Raw genomic sequence first — 23,853 nt, 5'->3', positions numbered from 1 at the left:
CACCGGAGGGGCTCGTGCGGATCATCGTATCGGTCATTCTGCGGCTTCCTCTTGCGGGCCCATATTATGGCCGAGGAGCTTCAACACGTCCTCGGCGGCCTGGATCAGGTTGGTGCCGGGTCCGAAGATCGCCTGGACCCCGGCATCACGCAGCGCCTGATAGTCCTGTGCGGGAATAACGCCACCCGCGATCACCTTGATATCCGCGCGTCCCGCCTCGCGCAGGTGGCCGATCAGCTCGGGGATCAGCGTCTTGTGCCCCGCCGCCAGACTCGACGCACCGACCACGTCGACGTCCTTGGCCAGCGCCAGCGCGGCGACCTCCGCCGGGGTCTGGAACAGCGCGCCCGGCACGATCTCGAACCCCAGATCGCCGAACATCGACGAGACGAGGTTGGCGCCGCGGTCATGCCCGTCCTGCCCCATCTTGGCGACCAGCATGCGGGGCTTGCGTCCCAGCCGCCGCTCGGTCGCTTCGACCCCGTCGGTCAGCCGCGTCCAGCGCGCATCATCCTCATACGCGCCGCCATAGACGCCCGACACCGGCGTCGGCTGCGTGCCATAGCGCCCGAACACATCCTCCATCGCCGACGAGATCTCGCCCAAGGTCGCCCGCGCCCGCGCGCACTCGACCGCCAGCGCGAGCAGGTTCTCGGACCCCTTCGCCCCCTCGCGCAGCGCATCCAGCGCCGCGCGGCACGCCTCCTCGTCCCGCGTCGCCTTCACCCGCGCGATCCGCTCGACCTGGCCTGCGCGCACCGCGACATTGTCCACGTCGAGGATCTCGATCGCGTCCTGCTCGGCCAGCTTGTACTTGTTCACCCCGACGATCACGTCCTCGCCGCGATCGACGCGCGCCTGGCGTCCCGCCGCGGCTTCCTCGATCATCGCCTTGGGCCAGCCCGCCGCGACCGCCTTCGCCATCCCGCCCTCGGCCTGGATCCGCTCGATCAGCGTCCACGCGCCGTCGACCAGGCTCTGGGTCAGGCTCTCGACATAGTAACTGCCGCCGAGCGGATCGACGACCTTGGTCATCCCCGTCTCCTCCTGCAGCACGATCTGCGTGTTGCGCGCGATCCGCGCGGAAAAGTCGGTCGGCAGCGCGATCGCCTCGTCGAGCGCGTTGGTGTGGAGCGACTGCGTGCCCCCCAGCATCGCCGCCATCGCCTCGATCGTCGTGCGCATGACGTTGTTGTACGGGTCCTGCTCGGTCAGCGACACGCCGCTCGTCTGGCAATGCGTCCGCAGCATCTTCGACCGCTCGTCCTGCGCGCCCAGCTCCGTCATCGCGCGATGCCAGAGGACGCGCGCCGCGCGCAGCTTGGCGATCTCCATGAAGAAGTTCATGCCGATCGCGAAGAAGAACGACAGCCGCCCGGCGAACTTGTCGATGTCGAGCCCGCTCGCGACGCCGTATTTCACATATTCCATGCCGTCGGCGATCGTGAAGGCGAGCTCGTGGAGCTGCGTCGCCCCCGCCTCCTGCATGTGATAGCCGCTGATCGAGATGCTGTTGAACTTGGGCATCTCGCGCGACGTGTAGCCGAAGATGTCCGAGATGATCCGCATGCTCGGCTCGGGCGGGTAGATATAGGTGTTGCGGACCATGAACTCCTTGAGGATGTCGTTCTGGATGGTCCCGTCGAGCAGGTGGCGGGGCACGCCCTGCTCCTCGCCCGCGACGATGAAGAAGGCGAGGATCGGGATCACCGCGCCGTTCATCGTCATGCTGACCGACATCTTGTCGAGCGGGATGCCGTCGAACAGGATCTTCATGTCCTCGACGCTGTCGATCGCGACGCCGGCCTTGCCGACATCGCCCGTCACGCGCGGATGGTCGCTGTCATAGCCGCGGTGCGTGGCCAGATCGAACGCGACCGAGAGCCCCTTCTGCCCCGCGGCAAGATTCCGCCTGTAGAACGCGTTCGACGCCTCCGCGGTCGAGAACCCCGCATATTGCCGGATCGTCCACGGCCGCCCCGCATACATCGACGCCCGCACCCCGCGCGTGAACGGCGCGAACCCCGGGAGGCCAGGGTCGGCGGTCACGTCCGCCGCGGTATAGAGCGGCTTGACGTCGATCCCCTCGGGGGTCGCCCATGTCAGGTCGGCGCCCTTCACCTCTTTCGCGGCAGCGGCCTCCCACTCGGCAAGCGTCGGATTCGGTTTATCAGTCATACTCTAGTTCCCCGGCGAAGGCCGGGGCCCAGCCCTAAAATAAATCGCGCGCGGCAGCGCGTTCGATGCTGCGCATCGAGCCTGGGCCCCGGCCTCCGCCGGGGTGGAGCGCGAACCGATCGTCACGTCCCCGTGAACACCGGCTTGCGCTTCGTCAGGAACGCGATCCCGCCTTCCATCGAATCCGCAGACCCGCGCGCGGCACGCTGGTTGACCGCCTCGGCCTCCATCGCGCCCGCATAATCGCTCGCATACGCAGCCGTGATCGCACGCCGCATCAGCCCCAGCGCCACCGTCGGCATCGCCGCCAGCCGCTCCGCCAGCGCGAACGCCTCGGCGTCGAGCGCGTCGTCCGCGACGACCTTGTGCACCATCCCCCAGTCGAGCGCCTTGGCCGCGGGCACCCGCTCGCCCAGCATCATCATCTCGGTCGCGCGCGCACGCCCGATCAGCCGCGGCAGCATCCACGACGCGCCGCCATCGGGCACCAGCCCGATATTGACGAACGCCTGGAGGAAATACGCGCTTTCGCTGGCGACACAGAAATCCGCAGCAAGCGCGAGGCTGCACCCGATCCCCGCCGCCGGCCCGCGCACCGCGCTCACCACCGGCACGCCCAGATCGGCGATCGCCGCCATCGCCGGATTATAGCTGCCCGTCAGCGCCTGATAGGTCGCCGCACCCGGATCATCCGACCCCAGCGCCCCGCCACCGACATCCGCGCCCGAACAGAACGCCCGCCCCGCACCCGCGATCAACACCGCCCGCGCACCGTCCAGCGCACCCAGCGCCGCACGCAGCTCCTCGAACATCGCCGGCGGCGCCGCATTCAGCCGGTCGGGCCGGTTGAGCGTCAGCACCAGCACGTCGCCACGCCGCTCGCTCAGGATATGCTCATAGGCGGTCATGCCAGTCTCCCCCATCGATTACGCCCCAATCCGCAAGCCCCACCCCCGCCGTTCGCCCTGAGCGAAGTCGAAGGGCCTGAGTCCCACGCACTCCGACCACGCCCAGCACGAACGGACGGAGGATGCGGGGTCAATGATCCTCCCCCGGCGTCTCCATCAGTTCGACGAGCATCCCGCCAAAGTCCTTCGGGTGGACGAACACGATCGGCGTGCCATGCGCACCGATCCGCGGTTCGCCGAGCACCGTCGCCCCCTTCGCCTTCAAGTCCGCGACCGCCGCCGCGATGTCGGGCACCTCGAAACACACATGATGCTGCCCGCCCGCCGGGTTCTTGCGCAAAAACCCCGCGATCGGCGAACTCTCGTCATAGGGCTCGACCAGCTCGATCTGCGTATTGGGCGCATCGATGAAGCACACCTTCACGCCCTGCGCAGGCAGGTCGAACGGCTCCCCGATCGCGGTCGCACCGAGCAACGACCGGTACGTCTCGACCGACTTCGCGATCGACGGCGTCGCGACCCCGACATGGTTGAGGCGGCCCAGGGTCATTGCGCATCCTCCGCCGCGGGCGGCGCAGGCGGTGGCGGTGGCACGACGCCCAGCGTGTAGCCGCACACCCCCAGCACCTGCCGCACGATCGCATCGCTCGCCGGCGCGACGAAATTGGCCTGCACCGCAAAGCCCGCGCCGTTGGTCGCCTCGACCCGCACCGTCTTCGATTTCACCAGGAACGTCGTCAGCCGCGTGATCGCCACGGGATCGGTGATGTAGGTCCCCGTCCCCGGAAACTGCCAGTTATAGGTGAAGGCCGGCCCGCCATCGAACCGCACCGCGACCGGCTTGTCCGCGCCCTGGCCGAGCGACTGCGGCTGGATGAACTGGATCGACACGATCGACTCGGTGCCGACGTCGCACTTCACCACGAACCGCGACAGCCCGTCATTGCCCGTGACCGAAGTGGAGATGCTCCGCACCCCCGTCGCATTGGTCCGGTCGGCGAGCTTCCATGCGGGCGTTGCTGTGCTTGTCGCAGCCGCGGCTTGGAGAAGCAGAAGCGCGATCATTGCTCGATCCTCGGGGTCGGCCGTATCCCCGACCGCATTTCCTCGAACGTTTCCAGGCGGATCAGGCGACCGTTGATCTGGATGACCGAGTCGACCACACGTCGCACCTGCCCGTTGGTCGCGGCAAGTTCCTCATTCAACCGTTCCACCTTGCTGCGGAGCAGGATGACGGATTCGATCGTCCGCATCGCGTCGCCGATCATGCCCATGCGGCATGCTCTGCGTCGGACAACCCGGCCTCGCGCAGCCTGGCGTCGATATCGGCGCGCAGACGCTGCTGCCCCTCGATCGCCGCATCGAGCGCGGCGTGCATCGCCGGGAGCGCCTCGTCGAGTTCATGGATCAACAGCTTGAAGCGGTCGTCCTCGGTCATGTCGCCCTCGACGACATAGCGCGAGGTCGCCTCGCGAACGACATGCCCCACGGACATGCCGTTGCTCGCCGCGAACGCGTCGAGCGCCGCCTTGTGATCGGGGGTGGTCAGAAACGTCACGCGTTCGGTCTGCATGTCACGACTCCTTCGCATGACATGATAATGTGCTTGGCATGACCCAACAAGCCGCCCGGTCAGAGCGGGATGTTGTCATGCTTCTTCCACGGATTCTCGATGCTCTTGCCGCGCAGCTTGCGCAGCCCCAGCGCGATCCGCCGCCGTGTCGAATGCGGCTGGATCACCTCGTCGATGAAGCCCTTGCTCGCCGCGACGAACGGGTTGGCGAAGCGCGCCTCGTACTCCGCGGTCCGCTCCGCGATCTCCTCGGGCGTCTTGCCGCGAAAGATGATCTCGACCGCGCCCTTCGCACCCATCACCGCGATCTCCGCGGTCGGCCATGCATAGTTGAGGTCGCCGCGCAGGTGCTTCGACGCCATCACGTCATACGCGCCGCCATAGGCCTTGCGCGTGATCACGGTGATCTTCGGCACGGTCGCCTCGCCATAGGCGAACAGCAGTTTTGCGCCGTGCTTGATGATGCCGTTATGCTCCTGCGCGGTGCCGGGCAGGAAGCCGGGGACGTCGACGAAGGTCACGATCGGGATCTCGAACGCGTCGCAGAAGCGCACGAACCGCGCCGCCTTCTTCGAGCTGTTGATGTCGAGCACGCCCGCGAGCACCATCGGCTGGTTCGCGACGAAACCGACGGTCCGCCCCTCGATCCGCCCGAACCCGGTGATGATGTTGGCCGCATGCGCCGGCTGCGTCTCGAAGAAATCGCCCTCGTCGACGACCTTCCGGATCAGCTCGTGCATGTCATAGGGCTGGTTCGCCGACGCCGGGATCAGCGTGTCGAGGCTTTCCTCGACCCGGTCCCAGTCATCCGCGGTCGGCCGCTCGGGCACGCCCGCACGGTTCGATTCGGGCAGGAAGTCGAAGAAGTCGCGCGCCGCGAGCAGCGCCTCGATGTCGTTCTCGAACGCATTGTCCGCGACCGACGTCTTGGTCGTGTGCGTCACCGCGCCGCCCAGCGCCTCCTGCGTCACCACCTCGTTCGTCACCGTCTTGACCACATCCGGGCCGGTCACGAACATGTAGCTCGAATCCTTCACCATGAAGATGAAGTCGGTCATCGCCGGGCTGTACACCGCGCCGCCCGCGCAAGGCCCCATGATCAGCGACAGCTGCGGCACGACGCCGCTCGCCAGCACGTTGCGCTGGAACACCTCGGCATAGCCGCCAAGGCTGGCGACGCCCTCCTGGATGCGCGCGCCGCCGCTGTCGTTCAGCCCGATGATCGGCGCGCCGACCTTCATCGCGCTGTCCATCACCTTGCAGATCTTCTGCGCGTGGCGTTCGCTGAGCGACCCGCCGAATACCGTGAAATCCTGGCTGAAGACGAAGACGAGGCGGCCGTTGATCGTGCCCGATCCCGTGACCACGCCGTCGCCGGGGATCACCTGGTCCTGCATGCCGAAATCGACGCAGTTATGCTCGACATACATGTCGAGCTCCTCGAACGATCCCTCGTCCAGCAGCACGTCAAGGCGCTCCCTTGCGGTAAGCTTTCCCTTGGCGTGCTGCGCTCCGATCCGCTTGATACCCCCGCCCACTCTTGCGGCTTCGCGGCGTCGTTCAAGCTCTTCGATCGTCGATGACATCGTCTCTCCGTCCTGCTGGGGGCTTTCACAGAGCGGGACGCAATGCGCAAATGCAATGTTGCAAACTTGTGCCACCCATGTTTGCAAACTACACCCTCCGCATGACCAATCCCCCACGCCGCCTCTTCGTCGGACACCGGCTGCGCGACCTTCGCGGCACGCTCGGGATCAGCCAGGCGGCGATGGCGGTCCGGATCGGCATCTCGGTCAGCTATCTCTCGCAGATCGAGAATGGCGACCGCCCGGTCAGCGAAGCCGTGCTCGTCACATTGGCACGCGAATTCCCCGCCGACTGGGGCAGCATCGACGCCGCCGACGACACCGCGCTGCTCGTCGCGACGCTCGAGGCCGTCACCGATACCAGCGTCGCGGCGCCGACTCTGGACGAAAGCGCGATCCGCCGCGCGGTGAAGCACCAGCCCTTGCTCGCCCAGCGCCTCGTCGCGATGCACGACGCCTATCGCCGCGCGCAGGAACAGTTGCGCGCGCTCGACGACCGGCTGGTGGCGGGGTCAGGCGCGCCCGGGCTGCTCCCCTGGGAGGATGTCCGCGACTGGTTTCACGCCGCGGGCAATTATGTCGACACGCTCGATCGCCGCGCGGAGGAAATCGGCGAGACGCTCGGCAGCGACCGGATCGCAGCCCTCGAGGCGCGGCTCGCGGCGCGCGGCGTCTCGGTGACGATCTCGGGCGCACTCGCCGCGCCGTTACGCGACTATGACGGCGCGACGCTGCGGCTCGACGGATCGCAGCCCGGCGAGACCACGCTCTTCTCGCTCGCGCATCAGGTCGCGCGCGGCGAATTCGCCGATCTGATCGCCGACATCGTCGCCGCCTCCGACATGGCGTCGGAGACCGCGCGCGCGCTGCTGACCGCGGGGCTCACCAACTACGCCGCAGGCGCGATCGTCATGCCCTATACCCGCTTCCGTAGCGAGGCGCGCAGCGTCCGCCACGATATCGACCGGCTGCGGCGAATCTTCGGCACCAGCTTCGAACAGACCTGCCACCGGCTCTCGACCTTGCAGCGCCCCGGCGCGCTCGGCATCCCGTTCTTCTTCTGCCGCGTCGACATGGCGGGCAACATTACCAAGCGCCACTCCGCCACTCGCCTCCAGTTCGCGCGCTTCGGCGGCGCCTGTCCCTTGTGGATCGTCCACGAAGCGGTCGCGATCCCCGACCGCATCCTCACGCAATTGCTCGAGACCAGCGACGGCATCCGCTACGTCTCGATGGCCAAGGGGCTGGTGAAACCCTCCGAGACCTATACCCGGCCCGCCCGCCGCTATGCGGTGGCGCTCGGCTGCGAGGAGGCGAACGCGTCCGAATTCATCTATGCCGACGCGCTCGGCACCGGCGGCATCGCCACCCCGATCGGCGCCTCCTGCCGCATCTGCCTGCGCCCCGACTGCGACCAGCGCGCGTTTCCGCCGGCCGCCAGCGAAATCCGCGTCGACCCCAACCGCCGCGGCGCGGTGCCGTATGAGGTGGTGTGACGACTAGGCCACCTCCCCGGCGAAGGCCGGGGCCCAGTTGGGGGCCGGAAATAACGTGAGGCGATGCGGAGTCACGAGGGCCTTCCCACCTAGGCCCCGGCCTCCGCCGGGGAGGTGGTGTACGTGGCTGAACGTTCGCCCCAATCGAGCGACCCCAGACCGACGACCGCACTCAGCCCCAAAACCTGTCATCCCCGCGAAGGCGGGGATCCAGACTGGCAAACCAAGTTGAAACCCACAAAGGCCTGCCAGTCTAGCTTCCCGCCTCCGCGGGAATGACGGCGGGTCTAGGCCCCTCAATCCTTCGGAAAGAACCGCTCCACCACGTTACTCGCCAGTCGCGAAGGCCGAAGCGTCTCCGCATCCAGGCAACACCAGCTCGACTTCACCTCGGCCAGCACATCCTCGCCACGCTTGATGATCGTCTCGTAAAACGCCCGGGCGCCCTGGACCTTCTCGAGCAGCACCGTCGCGATCACGTCGTCGTCCAGGAACGCCGGCTTGCGGTAGGTAATTTCGTGTTTCAGCGCGACCCACAAATGCCCCGCCACCGCCTCGGCCGGGGCGAGACGCTGCCAGTGATCGATCACCGCGGCCTGTACCCACTTCAGATAGTTCGCGTTGTTGACGTGACCCATGAAGTCGATGTCGGCCGGCTCGATGCCGATGGCGTAGATATGGGGAATGGCTGTTGACACCCCACCTATATAGCATGGGCGGGGGCTTATAGCGATGACGACGCTGCTTCGACACCGACAATAAACGCTATTCCGGCCCGCCGCGCTTGTCCCTAGCATGATGCAACGCCGCCCTCTTGTGTTGCCCAAATACAACACCATCTCTGGCCAAAGATCACAGGGATACGCCCATGAACATCGACAAATTCACCGACCGCGCGAAAGGCTTCCTCCAGTCCGCGCAGACCGTCGCAATCCGCATGAACCATCAGCGGATCGCGCCCGAGCATCTGCTCAAGGCGCTGCTCGAGGACGAACAGGGCATGGCCGCCGGGCTGATCGCGGCCGCGGGCGGCGACGCCAAGCGCGCGACCGCCGAGACCGATCTCGCGCTCGCGAAGATCCCCGCGGTGTCGGGCTCGGGCGCGCAGACCACGCCCGGCATCGACAATGACGCGGTCCGCGTGCTCGACCAGGCCGAACAGATTGCGACCAAGGCGGGCGACAGCTTCGTCACCGTCGAGCGTCTGCTCGTCGCGCTCGCGCTCTCGCTCAACACCGCCGCGGGCAAGGCGCTCAAGACCGGCGGCGTCACCCCCGAGGGGCTCAACACCGCGATCAACAGCGTCCGCCAGGGCCGCACCGCGGACACCGCGGGCGCCGAGGACCGCTATGACGCGCTCAAGAAATTCGCGCGCGACCTCACCCAGGCGGCACGCGACGGCAAGCTCGACCCCGTCATCGGCCGCGACGAGGAGATCCGCCGCACGATCCAGATCCTCGCGCGCCGCACCAAGAACAACCCCGCGCTGATCGGCGAACCCGGCGTCGGCAAGACCGCGATCGCGGAAGGTTTGGCGCTGCGCATCGCGAACGGCGACGTCCCCGATACGCTCAAGGATCGCCGCCTCATGTCGCTCGACATGGGCTCGCTGATCGCGGGCGCGAAATATCGCGGCGAGTTCGAGGAGCGGCTGAAGGGCGTGCTCGACGAGGTGAAGGCCGCCGAGGGCGACGTCATCCTGTTCATCGACGAGATGCACCAGCTGATCGGCGCGGGCAAATCCGAAGGCGCGATGGACGCAGGCAACCTCCTGAAACCCGCGCTCGCCCGCGGCGAGCTCCACTGCGTCGGCGCGACCACGCTCGACGAATATCGCAAGTACGTCGAGAAGGACCCCGCGCTCCAGCGCCGGTTCCAGCCCGTCATGGTCGGCGAACCCACGGTCGAGGACACGATCTCGATCCTGCGCGGCCTCAAGGAGAAATACGAGCTCCACCACGGCGTCCGCATCACCGACGGCGCGATCGTCGCCGCCTCGACGCTGTCGAACCGCTACATCACCGACCGCTTCCTCCCCGACAAGGCGATCGACCTGATGGACGAGGCCGCAAGCCGGATCCGCATGGAGGTCGAATCCAAGCCCGAGGAGATCGAGAACCTCGACCGCCGCATCATCCAGCTCAAGATCGAGCGCGAGGCGTTGAAGCGCGAAACCGACGAGGCCTCGATCGACCGGCTCGACACGCTCGAGGGCGACCTCGTCAATCTCGAGGAACAGTCCGCCGAGCTGACGACGCGCTGGAAGGGCGAGAAGGACAAGATCAACGCCGAGGCACGGCTCAAGGAACAGCTCGACGCCGCGCGATTGGAACTCGACCAGGCGCAGCGCTCGGGCGACCTCGCCCGCGCGGGCGAGCTCTCCTACGGCACGATCCCCGGCCTGCAGCGCCAGCTCGACGAGGCCGCGGGCGCGACCAAGGGCGCGATGCTGCGCGAAGAGGTCAATGCCGACGACATTGCCGGCGTCGTCAGCCGCTGGACCGGCATCCCGGTCGAACGGATGCTCCAGGGCGAGCGCGACAAATTGCTCGCGATGGAGGCGACGATCGGCAAGCGCGTCATCGGCCAGGCCCATGCGGTGAAGGCGGTCTCGACCGCGGTCCGCCGCGCACGCGCGGGGCTGCAGGATCCGAACCGGCCGCTCGGCAGCTTCCTGTTCCTCGGCCCCACCGGCGTCGGCAAGACCGAGCTGACCAAGGCGCTCGCCGAATTCCTGTTCGACGATCCCTCGGCGATGGTCCGCATCGACATGAGCGAGTTCATGGAAAAGCACGCGGTCGCGCGGCTGATCGGCGCGCCTCCCGGCTATGTCGGCTATGAGGAGGGCGGCGTGCTGACCGAGGCGGTCCGCCGGCGCCCCTATCAGGTGATCCTGTTCGACGAGGTCGAGAAGGCGCATGGCGACGTGTTCAACGTGCTCCTCCAGGTGCTCGACGACGGCCGCCTGACCGACGGCCAGGGCCGCACGGTGGATTTCAGCAACACGCTGATCATCCTGACGAGCAATCTCGGCAGCCAGTATCTCGCCAACATGGCCGAGGGCGACGACGTCTCGTCGGTCGAACCGCAGGTGATGGAGATCGTCCGGTCGCACTTCCGCCCGGAATTCCTCAACCGCCTCGACGAGGTGATCCTGTTCCACCGTCTGGGCCAGGCGCACATGGCGCCGATCGTCGACATCCAGGTGTCGCGCGTCGACAAGCTGCTGGCCGACCGCAAGATCACGCTCGACCTCACCGAAGCCGCCCGCGCCTGGCTCGGCCGCGTCGGCTACGACCCCGTCTACGGCGCAAGGCCCCTCAAACGCGCGGTCCAGCGCTACCTCCAGGACCCGCTCGCCGACATGATCCTGCGCGGCGAGGTCAAGGACGGCGCCACCGTCCATATCGACGAGGGCGACGGGAAACTGGTGCTGGCGGTCGGGTGAGCCCCCGAACGGCAGGCACAAAAAAAGGGCGGCTCCCGAAGGAGCCGCCCCGATATGTCGCGTGGGTATCGGCTTAGAAGTTGAACTTCGCGCCTGCACGATACTGACGACCGAAGATGCCGTCGCCACCCTGGATCGCATTGTACAGATACGCGCCATAGGTGACGGTATCGACCGGCGGCAGGCGATCGAAGAGGTTCAGCGCGTTGACGTAGAAGCTGAACTTGTCGGTGACCTTGAAGTTCACGTTCGCATCGACCGTGATGTAGCTCTTCACGTGGCAGTCGTTGTACACGGCAGCCTGGCCGCAATCCTTGTATTCGTCGCCCTGGTCGGTCGCCGACAGGTCATAGCCCGACGTGTAGTTGACCGTGGTGCTGACCGCGAAGTCGCCGAAGTCGAACGTGTTGAGCCAGTTGCCCTTCCACTCGAACGTCCCCGACCCTGCGGTCAGGTTGAAGTTGCCGAGCGTGCCCTCATAGCGCTGCTTCTCGCCGTCGATCGTCGTGCTGAGCTCGATGATGTAGCTCGCATTCAGGTTCGACGTCCACTTGACCGGACCGAAGTCATACGCGCCGTTGATGCCGAAATCGATGCCCGACGACTTGATCGTGTCGGCATTGATCAGCTGCGAGCGGACGAAGGCGATCTTCGGACGTGCGTTCGGGTTGTTGACGTCGGGTGCGTCGGCGATGACCTCGAACCCGGCAACCGGTGCGGCACCGGCATAATAGGCTGCGATCGCGGCCGAATTGTCCGGCGTCGTGATCGCACCGGTCTTCTTGATGTTGTAGTAGTCGACGGTCAGCGACACGCTGCGGATCGGGTCGAACTTGAGCCCGCCGGTGAAGCTGCGCGACTTTTCAGGCTTCAGCTCCGGCGATGCCAGCGTCGTCTGTCCGATCGAGTAGGACGTCAGATAGGCCGGGCACGCCGTCGGGTTCGCCTGCGAACAGCCTGCGCCATATTGGGCAAGGAACGCATCGGGGATCGCCGAGATCTGCTGCGTCACATAGCCCGTCGTCGGCAGTGCATTCGCCTCGCCGAAGCTCGGGATACGGAAGCCGCGCGAATAGGTACCCCGCACCGTGACCTGCTGGAGCGGCGTGAAGATCGCGCCGACCTTCGGCGAGAAGTTGCTCTGCCCGGTCGAATAGTGATCGTAGCGGCCCGAACCGTTGAGCGTCAGCACGTCGAGCACCGGTGCGTTGATTTCGGCGAAGGCCGAGCTCACCGTGCGGTTACCCTTGGTACCGAAGGCGTTCAGCGTGAAGTACCGCTGCGTCGCGCCGTTATAGTCGTCGTTCGCGCTGGGCGCGTCGACCGCTTCGTAGAAGATCGAGCCACCGACCGCGACGCGCAGGTCGCCGCCGGGCAGCGTGGCAAGCGACTTCTGGACGGTCAGCTGCGCCTGATAGAGATCCGACGTCGTGTCGGTGATGTTCTCGGGCGTCAGATAATCACGCACCGCCTGGGTGTTGAGGCCCGGGTTGACGAAGTTGTAGCTGCCGTCGGCAATGACGTTGAGCAGGTTCTGGATATAGACATACCCGTTGGTCTTCACCCGCAGGTCGGTGTGCATCGCCGTTGCGTTGAAGTCATAGTCGAAGCCGTTGAGGACGGTGCCCTTGAGGCCGAATGCGGCACGGTACACGCGGCTGCGGGTCTCGTTCTGCGTGACGGTATCGGGCAGCGCGCCGACGAGACGCGCGACCTGGCCCTGTGCCGCGAACGGGTTGTTCGGGTTCAGCGTGCCGTTCGTCGGACCGCAGTTCACGCGCGCGGCGCAGACATAGACCGGCAATGCCAGGACGCCCGAGCCCGCGGCCAGCGCGGCAGTCTGCGCCTGCGAGGTCGAGAACTGCGGCGAGAGGATGCCGGCCGGTGCGTTACCGCGGATGACCGACGGACGACCGGTATAGTTGCTCGCCGACTGGGCGAAATTGACCAGCAGATATGCCTCGGAGTCGGCACCGACCTTTGCGCTGAAACGGGCCGAGCCGCCGAAACGCTCGATGTTCGGCGTCACCATGTCGTACTTGTTGGTGTTGTCGACCTGGCAGACCGTGGTCGGCGTCGTCACGTTCGCCGGCGTGGCGAGCTGCGCGGCGGTCGGGTTGTAGGGGGTGCCGTTGAGGCAGCCCGCTGCCGGGTTCAGCAGCTGGTACCGGCCCGATGCGACCGTGTTCGCGGCGTCGGCCGGACGGACGTAGAAATTGCCCGTACCGATCGCGAAGCCGTTGAGGGCGCCGTTCGCGTCAAGGCCGTTCGCCGTGTTGTTCGGGCCGCACTGCGTGGTGCCGGTGCGGTTGGAACAGATCCCGGTCAGGTTGTCCGAATTGAAGGGCGCCGGCAGGTCGCGCTGGTACACGCCCTCGTTGCGGAAATAGAAGCCGCTGACATAGGCGTTGTAGCCCTTCTCGTCGAGGTCGCCGGTACCCGCGGTCAGCGTCAGCCGCTGGTTGGCGTTGTTGCCGTTCTCGGAGATGCCGGCCTCGGCGCGACCGCTGATGCCGTTGAACTTGCGCTTGGTGATCACGTTGACCACGCCTGCAATGGCATCGGCACCGTAGCTCGACGATGCGCCGTCGCGCAGCACGTCGATGCGCTCGACGATGTCGTCGGGGATGGTGTTCAGATCGACGAAGTTGCGCGATCCGTCATCCGACAGCGGGTAATAGGCGGCGCGCAGGCCGTCGAACAGCACGAGCGTCGAGTTGGTCGACAGGCCACGCAGCGACACCGAAGACGCGCCCGCGGCGAATGCGCCGTTGGCGGTGAACGAGTTGGTCAGCGCCGGGCCGTTGTTCGACGACAGCGCCTGGATGCCGGCCTGCACCGTGTTGATGCCGCGCGAATCCAAATTTTCGGTGGTCAGCGTGGTGACGGGCGAAATGCCGGTATCGGTACCGCGGATGATCGATCCGGTGACGACGATCTCGTCGCCGGCGGCGGGCTGGTTCTGCGCGGCGACGTCGCTCGACGGGACACCGTTCTGCTCGGGCGGCGTCGCCTGCTGCGCGAACGCCGGCGCCGCCATGGCGAACGCGAACGGCGTCGCAGCCGCGAGCAGGAGCGCCTTCTTGGTCAACGAAATGCTGGTCATCATGATCCCTCGCTTGAACCCGGTCGCCCGCATCGCGGTACGCCGGGCAATTTTCCGCCCCTTTCATCGCGCCGAAGCACGACCCCGAAGGACATGGCGATGGGATGGAGGTGCTGTCGCATCCTGTAAAGAATGCATCCGGGCGGCCGAATGCTTTGGCAATCTCGTGTAGCGAAAAAGACACAATCACTGGTGCTTTTTCTTACAATCTGTTGCTTTTTCCGACAGCAGATCATCGCTACGCATAATAATTAGGCAAAGGCATTTTCACGTCGCACCCGCGACAGGCGCTCGGCGAGGCCTTGGTCCGGGCTTCAGCGTCACTCCGGACCGGCCGCCCGAACCAAAAAAGGGGGCGGCGGATCCATGATCCGCCGCCCCCCCGATATTGCGTCCGGAAGGATCGCTTACATGTCGATCGTCAGGCCGACGAACAGGTACCGGCCGAGTGCATCATAGATGCCCGGATAGGTGTTGCCGTTGCCGAACGAGCCGATCGGCGAGGCCGTCGCGCTGAGGATCGGCGGCGTCTTGTCGAGCACGTTGTTGACGCCAAGGCGGTAGGTGACCTTGTCCGCGACCCGGATGGTCGCGGCGAGATCGAAATAGTCCTGCGCCTTCACGCGGCCGTCATTGGCAAAGAACGGGCCGGCCAGGTCGGCATCGCCGCTGGTCCGCTCGAACTTGGTCGCCGACAGATGGCGCCAGTTGCCCGACAGGCCGATGCCGCCCAGCGTGGTCAGCGACAGACGCGCCTGGTGACGCCACTTGGACATCGGATAGCCGCACTGTGCGCCGTACAGGCCTGCGCAATCGAACTTGGTGCCGACCTTGTCCGACGTGAACTTGTCGACATAGGTGCCGTTGAACGACAGCCCGATCGTGCCGATGCTGTCCGAGCGGTAGGTATAGCCCGCCGAGGTCTCGATCCCCTGCGTCGTCAGCGACCCTGCATTGACGTTGGTGTCGACGATGAAGCCCGCATTGCCCTGCCACAGCGTGCCGTTGGCATCGCGGTTGATCGCGCCGCAGAACTGGTCGTCCGCGGTCTGGAGGCACTGCGCGATGATCGTGTCCGCGCCGACGACGCCGATCCGGTCCTTCAGCTTGATGCGGAAGCCGTCGACCGACAGGTTGAAGCCCGGCAGGAACGACGGCCGCAGGATCACGCCCGCGGTGAACGTGTCGGCCTTTTCGGGGCGCAGGTTCGGGTTGCCGCCGAGCAGGCCGTTATACTGCTCGGACGGGTTGGCGGCGATCAGGCCGAACCGGTTCGCGGGAACGCCGGTCAGCGCGCACTGCGCGGCCGTGTTGCCGTTGACCAGACCGTTGACCGCGGCGCCGGCGCAGGGATCGGTCGCACCGTCGAGTTGGACCGACTGCTGTGCGAACAGCTCCTGCGTGTTCGGTGCGCGGACCGCACGGTTGTAGCCGCCGCGGAAGCGGACGTCGGAGATCGGCGCCCAGACCAGCTCACCCTTGTACGAATGCGCCGAACCCGCGGTGCTGTAGCTCGAATAGCGATAGCCGCCATTGACCGTCAGCTCGTTGACGAACGGGCGGTCGCTGACCAGCGGCACCTGGATTTCGCCGAACACTTCCTTGACGGTGTAGCTGCCGCGGATCGGCAGCGTCGCGCCGCCCTGGCCGGCCAGATCGCCGCTCAGGAACGCGTTGTCGACTTCGAGGCTCAGCGATTCCTTGCGGTACTCGCCACCGACGTTCAGCGCGATGCCCTCGCTCGCGAACGGCGACTGCACGCCGTATTCGGCGCCCTTGAAGGTGAAGTTCGCGTTGAGGACGGTTTCCTTGTTCTCGCCCGACTGGAAGCCCGGGGTCTGGACATAGTTCAGCGCCTCGGGCGTGATCCCGGCCGCGCCGAAGATGTTGAGCGGGACGCAGTTCGGATCGGTGCCGTCGACGACCGAGCGGCAGACCGCCTGGCCGAGCGTCGCCGAGCCGGGACGCGTGTCGGTGATCGCGTCGAGCGCGCGCGTGGTGCGCGAGATCGAGAATTCATTGCGATACACCTGGCTGAACACGGTGCTGCCGAACTGGCCATAGGCCTCGTACGAAATGCCCTTGTCGATATCGCCGGTCGCGCCCGCGACGAAGCGATACTGGGTGTGGCGAAGATCCGCCTGGCGCCCGCCGCCCTCGACGTTGCGACGGCCGATGCGGACTTTCGCCTGCTGATACTGCGAGCCGTCCGGGTTGGTCAGGTTGACCACCGCGCCATTGGCGTCGGTCACCAGGTTGGACGCACGGCAGAAGGTCGAGACCTGCGCCGCCGACAGCAGCGGGTTGTTGCAGTTCAGGACCGTCGTGTTGTTGAAATCACCTGACGGAGCGATCTGCGCGACCGAGCGATCGTCCATGAACATGAAGTCGGCATAGGGCTTGAACGCGTCGCTGACTTCATACTTGGCGAGGAAGCCCGCGGTGTAGCGCGTGTCCGGACGCTGGTAATAGTTCAGCGGGTTGGCGTTGTAGAGCGTCCGCCCCGCGACGAGCTGGCCTGCTGCGTTCAGCGTATAGCCGGTCGGCGGCCCGCCCTCGGTCGCATCGCCGAGCGTGAAGTTCGCCGGGAATGCGGTGGCCGATCCGCCGCAGACATAATCGTTGCCGACATTGCCCGACGGCGCGTTCAGCCCGCACGAGCTATAGTCGCGCGACCCCTGCAGGATCGCGCCGATCTTGCGATAGCCGCCATAGCCGACGACATGGCCGCGGCCGTCGCTGGTTGCCGCGCCGACCTTGAAGTTGATGTCGAACTGCGTGCCGTCGAACGCCTGGCCGCTCGGCGCGGGATAGCCGCTTGCCGCCGACAGCGCCTGGAACCGCTCGCTGCGGTTGTTGTGGTTGTTGATGCCGCCCGACACGTCGACGCTGAAGCCTTCGTAATCGGTGTCGAGCACGAAGTTGACGACGCCCGCGATCGCGTCCGACCCATAGACCGAACCGGCGCCGCCGGTCAGCACGTCGACGCGCTTGATCAGCGAGGCGGGGATCATGTTGACGTCGGCGGCCGCACTCGCGGTGCTGCTCGACGAGGGGTTGCCCGGCATCAGGCGGCGGCCGTTGATCAGCACCAGCGTGCGCGATTCACCTAGGTTGCGCAGGTTGATCGTCGCCGTACCGGTCGACCCGTTCGACACCGACGAGGTCTGCGTCGCGAACGACGCCGGCAGGCTGTTGAGCACGTCCTCGATCCGCGTCGCGCCGCGCAGCTTGATGTCCGCCGCGTTGACCACGGTGATCGGGCTGGCAGAGGTCAGGTTGGGGTTCGAGATACGCGATCCGGTGACGACGATGTCGGTGCCCGCGGCGGTTCCGGCTGCAGCGGGATCCTCGCTCGGCGTGTTCGAGACTGCCGGGGTCGTCGCTGCCGCGCCGTCGTCGCTGGTCGTGCTCTGCGGTGCTGGAGCCGGCTCGGCCGCCGGTGCAGGAGCCGGTGCGGTCTGGGCCGCTGCCGGAAGCGCCACGACGGCGCCCGCGATCATCGTGGACGCGAGCAGGCAATCCCGAAACATATGAGTCCGCATGTATTCATTCCCCTTTCGCGCCGTCGATCCGTGATGACTGACGCGATGTGTTGCGGCGCGCTCCGGCGCACTGACTGGGGGCCGGTTACGCAAACGGCAGCGCTTTTGTCCAAAATAAAATTGTAAAATAGTAACGGATCATCGCATTGACGTACCATTGTTACAAAAAGGCAACATCGTGAATCCGGCGCCCTGCGGCGGGTTTTCCGAAGGAATCAAAGGGGATATTCCGGGGATGGCGGGCCCTGCGCGCCCCCGCCGCGGATCGGCCCCGGATTGCCGAAGCCGATACGAGGATGACACGGACATGCACATATCGACACGACGCGCGGCCCCCGGCCTGCTGATCGCCGCGCTGCTGACCACCGCCCTGCTGATCGCGGCCCTGCCGTCCGCCGCGACCGCGGGGTCGCCCCGCGGCGGACGCGCGCCCGTGCTGGTCGCGCTCACCCAGTGCCGCACGCTGCCGGAGACCGCCGCGCGGCTCGCCTGTTTCGACCGCTCGGTCGCCGCGCTCGAACAGGCTGAAGCGAACCGGACGATCGTCATCATCGATCAGCAGCAGGTGCGCGAGACGCGACGCGCGGTGTTCGGCATCGCGCTTCCCGAGACGGGCCTGCTCGGCAAGGCCGAGGACCTGCCGCAGATCGAGGCGGTTCTCGCGGGTGCGTCGGTCGACGACTCCGGCCATTGGCGCTTCGAGCTCGCCGACGGCGCGCGCTGGATCCAGACCGACGACAATGTGATCGCCCGGCGCCCCCGCGCGAAGGATGCGGTCGTCATCAAGCGCGCCGCACTCGGCAGTTTCCGGATGAGCGTCGGCGGTCAGCCCGCGGTCAAGGTCCGCCGCCTCAACTAGACGTCGCGCGCGCTCTTACTTCATCACCCCCGCCACCAACAACGGATCCAGCTTCGCATCCCCCCAGCGCAGGCTCCAGTGGAGATGCGGACCCGTCGCACGGCCGCTATTCCCCACCGCGCCGACCGGCTGGCCCTGCGTCACCCGGTCGCCCGGCTTCACGTCGATCCGCGACAGATGCAGGAACGCGCTGTTCAGCCCCATGCCGTGGTCGATCATCAGCAGATTGCCCTCCAGCGTGAAGGGGTGATCCGCCGCCAGGATCACCACGCCGTCCGCGGGCGCGACGACGGTCGTCCCCGTCGGCCGCGCGATGTCGATCCCCGAATGATAGGATCCCGCCTCGCCATTGGCATAGACGCGCTGCGACCCGAACAGCGTCGAGATCCGCCCCGTCACCGGCCAGACGAACGCCTGACGCCAGCCGTCCGACACCGCCGCGATCCGCCGCGCCGCGACGATCTGCGCCAGTTCGCCGGGGCGCACGCGCGCGAATTCGGGCGCGGGGACCGGATATTTGGGCAGGCTCGACAGCCGCGAAATGTCCCAGCCGCGCGCTGCGATTCCCAGCGGTTGCTGCACGACGCGCCCGTCCGCCAGCGTCGCGACGAGCAGCGCCTGCGTCCCCGCATCACGGTCGAACCCCGCGACGAACCGGCGATCGGGCGCGACCGTCACCGCCCGCCCGTCGAGCGTCAGCGCGCGCGTCCCCACAGGCGCGGTGCCCAGGATCAGCCCGCCCTGGCTCAGTGTCCCGGTCCAGACGAACCCCGTCGCCGCGGGAACGGCCGCAACAGGCGCCAGCCCGGTCTGCGCGATGCCACCCGAAGCCAGCAGCACCAACGGCAGCAGCAGCGGGCGGATCACCGCGGTTTCATCGCCTCGGCGGCGCCCGCCGCGGTCGCATAGGCCTCCTGCCGCTCGACGCTCCAGTAGCGCAGATCCTCGAGCAGGATGCGGTGGCCGGTGACCGCGCACACGACATGATCCCCCGGGCTCAGCACGCGAAACCCGTTCGCCATGTAATGCAGCTTGGCGGCGCGGTCGGAATTGGACATCAGCATCGGATTTCTCTCGTCGTCACAGGGGGAAGGATCAGAACAGGGTCGGCTGGCGCGGCGCGGCACCGGCGGCAGCGGACGGGGCGGCAGACGGCGTCGGCCGGCTCGCCGGCTTCGGCTTGGCGGCGACCTCGCCCTCACCCCCATCGACGGTGGCATCGACCATCCCGTCGCGGAAATGCAGCGTCAGCGCCCCCGCTGCACGCGCCGCCGCCGCGGACGCGAGCGTCGTGCCCCCCGGAGCCCGAGACGTCACCCGCGCATACCCACGGTCGAGGATCGCATCGGGGTTGAGCGACTGGACCAGCCGCCACGTCGCATCGAGCCGTGCGCGCGCGCCCTCCAGCTTGCGCTCGAGCGTCGCCGGCCGCAGCGCCGCGCCCGACCGGTCGAGGCTCCCGCGCGCCAGCGTCAGCCGCCGCTCGAGCCCGCGGTCGAGCCGCTGCCCGGCATCGTCTGCACGCTGCCGCTGCGGCCCGAGCAGCTGGTCGCGCTTGGGCAGATGCCGAGCGAGCGCATCGAGCCGCTCGCGCCCGCGCTCGACATAGCGCCGCGCGCACCGCTCGGTCCGGTTGCGATGGCTGTCGATCGTGAGGCGAAGGTCGGCGAGCACCGGCACCGCGATCTCGGCCGCCGCGGTCGGCGTCGGCGCGCGCAGGTCGGCGGCATAGTCGCACAAGGTCGTGTCGGTCTCGTGTCCGACCGCAGAGATGATCGGGATCGAACAGGCGGCGACCGCGCGCACGACGACCTCCTCGTTGAACGACCAGAGGTCCTCGACCGACCCGCCGCCACGCGCGACGATCACCAGGTCGGGGCGCGGCACCGGCCCGCCGGGCGCGATCGCATCGAAGCCGCGCACCGCCGCGGCGATCTCGGCGGCCGATCCCTCGCCCTGCACCTTGACCGGCCAGACGATGACGTGCGTCGGACAGCGATCCTCGAGCCTATGGAGAATGTCGCGGATCACCGCGCCCGTCCCCGACGTGACCACGCCGATCACCTGCGGCATGAACGGCAGCGGCTTCTTTCGGCCCGCGTCGAACAGCCCCTCGCCGCCGAGCTTCGCCTTCAGTTTCTCGAGCAGCGCCATCAGCGCGCCCGCGCCCGCCAGCTCCATCCGGTCGATCACGATCTGGTATTTCGACCGCCCGGGATAGGTCGTCAGCTTGCCCGTCGCGATCACCTCGACGCCGTCCTGCGGCACGAAGGCGAGCCGCGCCGCGCTCCCCTTCCAGATCACGCCGTCGATCACCGCCTGATCGTCCTTCAGCGCCATGTAGCAATGCCCCGACGCGACGCGCTTCCATCCCGAAATCTCGCCGCGCAGGCGGACATGGCCGAATTCGCCCTCGACCATCCGCTTCAGCTTGAACGCGAGTTCGCCGACCGACATGGCGAGTGCGTTGTCGCCGGCGACCGGCTCGGCTACCAGCCGCCCCATATCGCTCGCCAGCATGTCGCTGGACACGACGTCATCGGAAAAGGGATCGGGCATGAACGTCCTGCTGTTGGGCTCGGGGGGCCGCGAACATGCGCTCGCGTGGAAGCTGGTGCAATCGGCCAGCTTTTCTCCAGGCCTCGATACGCTCTATGCCGCGCCGGGCAACCCCGGCATTGCCAGCCTTGCGACGCTCGTGCGTCTCGATGCGACGGATCACGCGTCCGTCGTCGCCTTCGTCCGCGAGAAAGCCATCGGCCTCGTCGTCATCGGCCCCGAGGCGCCGCTCGTCGACGGCCTCGCCGATACCCTGCGCGCCGCCGCCATCCCCGTCTTCGGTCCGTCGAAAGCGGCCGCCCAGCTCGAAGGGTCGAAGGGCTTCACCAAGGATCTGTGCGCGCGCGCCGGCATCCCGACCGCAGGCTATGTCCGCGTCGCGAGCCGCGCCGACGCCGACGTTGCGCTCACCCGGACCTTCTCGCTGCCCGTGGTCATCAAGGCCGACGGGCTCGCCGCGGGCAAGGGCGTCGTCATCGCCTTCACCCGCGCCGAGGCCGATGCCGCGCTCGACGCGCTGTTCGCGGACGGCGAGGCCGAAGCGGTGATCGAGGAATTCCTCGAAGGCGAGGAGGCGAGCCTCTTCGTCCTCACCGACGGCACCACGCTGATGCCGTTCGGCTCGGCGCAGGATCACAAGCGCGTCGGCGAGGGCGATACCGGCCCCAATACCGGCGGCATGGGCGCCTACAGCCCCGCCCCCGTCCTCACCGCCGCGCTCGAACAGCGCGCGCTCGACGAGATCGTCGCGCCCACGGTCGCGGCGATGGCGGCGGACGGGATCCCGTTCAGCGGCGTCCTCTATGCCGGCCTCATGCTCACCGCGCAGGGCCCCAAGCTGATCGAATATAACGCGCGCTTCGGCGATCCCGAGACGCAGGTGCTGATGATGCGGTTCGAGGGCGACCTGATCGCGACCATGCTCGCCGTCGCAGAAGGCCGCCTCGCCGACCTGCCCCCCGCCCGCTTCAGCGACGCCACCGCGCTGACCGTCGTCATGGCGGCCAAGGGCTATCCCGGCACGCCCAAGGCCGGCGGCGCGATCATCGGCCTCGATTCGGCGCGCGCGGCGGGCGGCACCGTCTTCCACGCCGGCACCCGGCTCGAGGATGGCGGCCTCGTCGCCGCGGGCGGTCGCGTCCTCGCGGTCACCGCCACCGGCGACGACCTCGCCTCCGCCCAGGCCAACGCCTACCGCGCGGTCGAGGCGATCGATTTCGCAGAAGGCTTCTACCGCCGCGACATAGGCTGGCGCGAACTCGCCCGCTGACCCGAAGCAAAAAGCCCCTCCCCTTCAGGGGAGGGGTTGGGGGTGGGGCGCATCCCCAAACGCAACGCCAGCGATAGCGCCGAGAACCACGCATTAAGTCTCGCCCCCCCCGACCCACCCCGCTACTATAGGCAAATGAACGAAACTTCCGCGACGTCCGCCTCGGGCGACAGCCTGCTCCCCGACGGCATCACCACGCTGACGACGATCCATTTCGCGATCATCGCGGTGCTCGCGCTCTTCGTGATCGCCGGGCTGCTCTGGGGCATCAAGGCCAAGCGCAGCCGCAAAAAGGCGTCGCGCGACGTCATCGCCAACGCGCGCGAAGCCGGCGTCGAACCCGCACCCAAGCCGACCCCCGATCTCCCCGCCGCGCCGACCTCCGCCGCCGCCCCCGCTCCCGAAACGCCCCCGGCCCCAACCCCGAAGCCGGCCCCGAAGCCGACCCCCGCACCCAGCCAGTCGCAGGTCCAGACCGCCCCGACCCCGATTCCGGTCGCGCGCCCGGTCGCGCCTGCACCGCAGCCAGTCGCTCCCGCGCCTGCTGCTGCCGCGCCCGCGCCGGCCCCCGCGCCGCTGTCCGACGAACCGATCGCCGCCGCCAGCTTCGACGCCAACCCCGCCGCCGAAGCCGCCACCCCGACCGAGGCGCCAGCCCCCACTCCGACACCCACCCCGGCACCCGCCCCGGCACCGGCTCCGACCCCGGCGGTCGACCACGCAGCCGCCCCCGTCACCCAGCTCAAGGGCCTCGGCCCCAAGGTCGCCACCCGCCTCGCGGAGCTGGGCGTCACCACCGTCGGCGACATGGCCGCACTCTCCGAAACCGAAGCGCAGAACATCGACGCGCAGCTCGGCGCCTTCACCGGCCGCATGGGCCGCGACCGCTGGATCGAACAATCCCGCCTCCTCGCCGCCGGCGACAAACCCGGCTTCGAAGCGGTCTTCGGCAAACTCTGACGCACAGGCCGCGCGTCAGCGGCCTGCGTCACCCGGACAGACTATTTCCGACCGAGCGTCTTGATCGCCGCATTGCACCATGCGGGGTCCTTCGGATGCTGGCTGCCCTTGCCGATCCGGCTGATGAGATACGGCTCGTCGGCGGCGTTGGTCTTGGCCACGGCAAGGAACATGTCCATGTCGGCCGGTGCGATGAAGCGCGAACAGCGACCCGCGATTTCCATCGTGTCGCCCAGCCCACGAAGCGGGGCGGACACCGTCCGGACATCCGCCGGCCGCACGATCACGGGTGGCGCCATCTGCCCCGAGACAGCTTGCAGCAATAAGACAAAGGCTATGGTGGTCATGGCCGACACTAGCACGAA

Annotated in this window: 19 protein-coding genes; 5 read left to right on the top strand and 14 right to left on the bottom strand. The window is 67.5% G+C overall.

The window, feature by feature from the left end; all coding sequences use genetic code 11:
- Positions 1–33: 33 nt before the first annotated feature.
- The 7 genes from scpA to IFT54_RS03030 all read right to left on the bottom strand — a co-directional run bounded on the left by scpA (position 34) and on the right by IFT54_RS03030 (position 6,245).
- The gene (gene scpA / locus IFT54_RS03060; protein WP_031441845.1) at positions 34–2,178 is read right to left on the bottom strand and encodes a methylmalonyl-CoA mutase; all 2,145 of its coding nucleotides are present in this window, start codon (positions 2,176–2,178) and stop codon (positions 34–36) included.
- A gap of 122 nt (positions 2,179–2,300) precedes the next feature.
- Positions 2,301–3,086 (bottom strand): enoyl-CoA hydratase-related protein, encoded by a 786-nt coding sequence (locus IFT54_RS03055; protein WP_192069516.1) that lies wholly within the window; start codon positions 3,084–3,086, stop codon positions 2,301–2,303.
- A gap of 130 nt (positions 3,087–3,216) precedes the next feature.
- Positions 3,217–3,636 carry a methylmalonyl-CoA epimerase gene (gene mce / locus IFT54_RS03050; RefSeq protein WP_192069515.1) on the bottom strand — a complete coding sequence of 140 codons (420 nt, stop codon included), beginning with the start codon at positions 3,634–3,636 and terminating at the stop codon, positions 3,217–3,219.
- Positions 3,633–4,151: a hypothetical protein gene (locus IFT54_RS03045; RefSeq protein ID WP_192069514.1), complete on the bottom strand. Its 519-nt coding sequence runs from the start codon at positions 4,149–4,151 to the stop codon at positions 3,633–3,635. Before IFT54_RS03045 ends, mce begins: the two co-directional genes overlap by 4 nt.
- Positions 4,148–4,354: a hypothetical protein gene (locus IFT54_RS03040; protein WP_031396136.1), complete on the bottom strand. Its 207-nt coding sequence runs from the start codon at positions 4,352–4,354 to the stop codon at positions 4,148–4,150. The genes IFT54_RS03045 and IFT54_RS03040 overlap by 4 nt, the downstream gene beginning before the upstream one ends.
- Positions 4,351–4,659 carry a hypothetical protein gene (locus tag IFT54_RS03035; RefSeq protein WP_056406982.1) on the bottom strand — a complete coding sequence of 103 codons (309 nt, stop codon included), beginning with the start codon at positions 4,657–4,659 and terminating at the stop codon, positions 4,351–4,353. Before IFT54_RS03035 ends, IFT54_RS03040 begins: the two co-directional genes overlap by 4 nt.
- A gap of 59 nt (positions 4,660–4,718) precedes the next feature.
- On the bottom strand, positions 4,719–6,245 hold the full coding sequence (locus tag IFT54_RS03030) for an acyl-CoA carboxylase subunit beta (RefSeq protein ID WP_192069513.1): 1,527 nt from the start codon (positions 6,243–6,245) through the stop codon (positions 4,719–4,721).
- A gap of 101 nt (positions 6,246–6,346) precedes the next feature.
- Between IFT54_RS03030 and IFT54_RS03025 the strand changes: the two genes are divergently transcribed.
- Positions 6,347–7,741, top strand: a complete 1,395-nt coding sequence (locus IFT54_RS03025; protein ID WP_192069512.1) for a helix-turn-helix domain-containing protein — start codon at positions 6,347–6,349, stop codon at positions 7,739–7,741.
- A 296-nt stretch (positions 7,742–8,037) separates the two neighbouring features.
- Here the strand turns inward: IFT54_RS03025 and IFT54_RS03020 are convergent, their stop codons facing one another.
- Complete coding sequence (locus IFT54_RS03020; RefSeq protein WP_031441838.1) at positions 8,038–8,439, bottom strand: acyl-CoA thioesterase; 402 nt, start codon at positions 8,437–8,439, stop codon at positions 8,038–8,040.
- A gap of 170 nt (positions 8,440–8,609) precedes the next feature.
- On the opposite strand from IFT54_RS03020, the gene clpB reads away from it, so the two are divergent.
- Positions 8,610–11,189: an ATP-dependent chaperone ClpB gene (clpB, locus tag IFT54_RS03015; RefSeq protein WP_107930690.1), complete on the top strand. Its 2,580-nt coding sequence runs from the start codon at positions 8,610–8,612 to the stop codon at positions 11,187–11,189.
- 73 nt (positions 11,190–11,262) lie between these two features.
- Here clpB and IFT54_RS03010 read toward each other — a convergent pair whose 3' ends face one another.
- Entirely contained in the window at positions 11,263–14,298 is a 3,036-nt protein-coding gene (locus IFT54_RS03010) for a TonB-dependent receptor domain-containing protein (protein WP_192069511.1), read from the bottom strand.
- A 404-nt stretch (positions 14,299–14,702) separates the two neighbouring features.
- The gene (locus tag IFT54_RS03005) at positions 14,703–17,780 is read right to left on the bottom strand and encodes a TonB-dependent receptor domain-containing protein (protein ID WP_342354750.1); all 3,078 of its coding nucleotides are present in this window, start codon (positions 17,778–17,780) and stop codon (positions 14,703–14,705) included.
- 367 nt (positions 17,781–18,147) lie between these two features.
- Between IFT54_RS03005 and IFT54_RS03000 the strand changes: the two genes are divergently transcribed.
- Complete coding sequence (locus tag IFT54_RS03000; RefSeq protein ID WP_244648485.1) at positions 18,148–18,699, top strand: hypothetical protein; 552 nt, start codon at positions 18,148–18,150, stop codon at positions 18,697–18,699.
- Positions 18,700–18,714: 15 nt separating this feature from the next.
- Here IFT54_RS03000 and IFT54_RS02995 read toward each other — a convergent pair whose 3' ends face one another.
- From IFT54_RS02995 to xseA, 3 genes are read right to left on the bottom strand one after another with little or no spacing between them, the layout of a single operon-like run.
- Positions 18,715–19,566, bottom strand: coding sequence for a M23 family metallopeptidase (locus IFT54_RS02995; protein WP_446740653.1), 852 nt, complete (start codon positions 19,564–19,566; stop codon positions 18,715–18,717).
- Positions 19,563–19,763: a DUF2093 domain-containing protein gene (locus IFT54_RS02990; RefSeq protein ID WP_031441717.1), complete on the bottom strand. Its 201-nt coding sequence runs from the start codon at positions 19,761–19,763 to the stop codon at positions 19,563–19,565. The genes IFT54_RS02995 and IFT54_RS02990 overlap by 4 nt, the downstream gene beginning before the upstream one ends.
- A 31-nt stretch (positions 19,764–19,794) precedes the next feature.
- Positions 19,795–21,258, bottom strand: a complete 1,464-nt coding sequence (gene xseA, locus IFT54_RS02985) for an exodeoxyribonuclease VII large subunit (RefSeq protein ID WP_446740652.1) — start codon at positions 21,256–21,258, stop codon at positions 19,795–19,797.
- On the opposite strand from xseA, the gene purD reads away from it, so the two are divergent.
- Both purD and IFT54_RS02975 read left to right on the top strand, forming a co-directional pair.
- Positions 21,257–22,528, top strand: coding sequence for a phosphoribosylamine--glycine ligase (purD, locus tag IFT54_RS02980; protein ID WP_192069509.1), 1,272 nt, complete (start codon positions 21,257–21,259; stop codon positions 22,526–22,528). The two genes, xseA and purD, sit on opposite strands and share 2 nt — an antisense overlap.
- Positions 22,529–22,663: 135 nt before the next feature.
- Entirely contained in the window at positions 22,664–23,488 is an 825-nt protein-coding gene (locus IFT54_RS02975; RefSeq protein ID WP_192069508.1) for a hypothetical protein, read from the top strand.
- Positions 23,489–23,529: 41 nt separating this feature from the next.
- On the opposite strand, the gene IFT54_RS02970 is transcribed toward IFT54_RS02975, so the two are convergent.
- Entirely contained in the window at positions 23,530–23,787 is a 258-nt protein-coding gene (locus IFT54_RS02970; RefSeq protein WP_192069507.1) for a hypothetical protein, read from the bottom strand.
- Between the last annotated feature and the right edge of the window lie 66 nt (positions 23,788–23,853).

The sequence above is a fragment of the Sphingomonas sp. CFBP 13714 genome, assembly GCF_014842205.1.
Taxonomy (GTDB): domain Bacteria; phylum Pseudomonadota; class Alphaproteobacteria; order Sphingomonadales; family Sphingomonadaceae; genus Sphingomonas; species Sphingomonas aerolata.
This window is presented reverse-complemented; position numbering and strand designations above follow the sequence as displayed.

Excerpts from the sequence above, each read along its gene's own strand:
- mce (WP_192069515.1), bottom strand. The coding sequence starts at position 3,636 with ATGACCCTGGGCCGCCTCAACCATGTCGGGGTCGCGACGCCGTCGATC.
- clpB (WP_107930690.1), top strand. The coding sequence starts at position 8,610 with ATGAACATCGACAAATTCACCGACCGCGCGAAAGGCTTCCTCCAGTCC.
- IFT54_RS03035 (WP_056406982.1), bottom strand. The coding sequence starts at position 4,659 with ATGCAGACCGAACGCGTGACGTTTCTGACCACCCCCGATCACAAGGCG.
- IFT54_RS02990 (WP_031441717.1), bottom strand. The coding sequence starts at position 19,763 with ATGCTGATGTCCAATTCCGACCGCGCCGCCAAGCTGCATTACATGGCG.
- IFT54_RS03025 (WP_192069512.1), top strand. The coding sequence starts at position 6,347 with ATGACCAATCCCCCACGCCGCCTCTTCGTCGGACACCGGCTGCGCGAC.
- IFT54_RS03055 (WP_192069516.1), bottom strand. The coding sequence starts at position 3,086 with ATGACCGCCTATGAGCATATCCTGAGCGAGCGGCGTGGCGACGTGCTG.
- IFT54_RS02975 (WP_192069508.1), top strand. The coding sequence starts at position 22,664 with ATGAACGAAACTTCCGCGACGTCCGCCTCGGGCGACAGCCTGCTCCCC.
- purD (WP_192069509.1), top strand. The coding sequence starts at position 21,257 with ATGAACGTCCTGCTGTTGGGCTCGGGGGGCCGCGAACATGCGCTCGCG.
- IFT54_RS03000 (WP_244648485.1), top strand. The coding sequence starts at position 18,148 with ATGCACATATCGACACGACGCGCGGCCCCCGGCCTGCTGATCGCCGCG.
- IFT54_RS03045 (WP_192069514.1), bottom strand. The coding sequence starts at position 4,151 with ATGATCGCGCTTCTGCTTCTCCAAGCCGCGGCTGCGACAAGCACAGCA.
- IFT54_RS03010 (WP_192069511.1), bottom strand. The coding sequence starts at position 14,298 with ATGATGACCAGCATTTCGTTGACCAAGAAGGCGCTCCTGCTCGCGGCT.
- IFT54_RS03030 (WP_192069513.1), bottom strand. The coding sequence starts at position 6,245 with ATGTCATCGACGATCGAAGAGCTTGAACGACGCCGCGAAGCCGCAAGA.
- IFT54_RS02970 (WP_192069507.1), bottom strand. The coding sequence starts at position 23,787 with ATGGCGCCACCCGTGATCGTGCGGCCGGCGGATGTCCGGACGGTGTCC.
- IFT54_RS03040 (WP_031396136.1), bottom strand. The coding sequence starts at position 4,354 with ATGATCGGCGACGCGATGCGGACGATCGAATCCGTCATCCTGCTCCGC.
- scpA (WP_031441845.1), bottom strand. The coding sequence starts at position 2,178 with ATGACTGATAAACCGAATCCGACGCTTGCCGAGTGGGAGGCCGCTGCC.
- xseA (WP_446740652.1), bottom strand. The coding sequence starts at position 21,258 with ATGCCCGATCCCTTTTCCGATGACGTCGTGTCCAGCGACATGCTGGCG.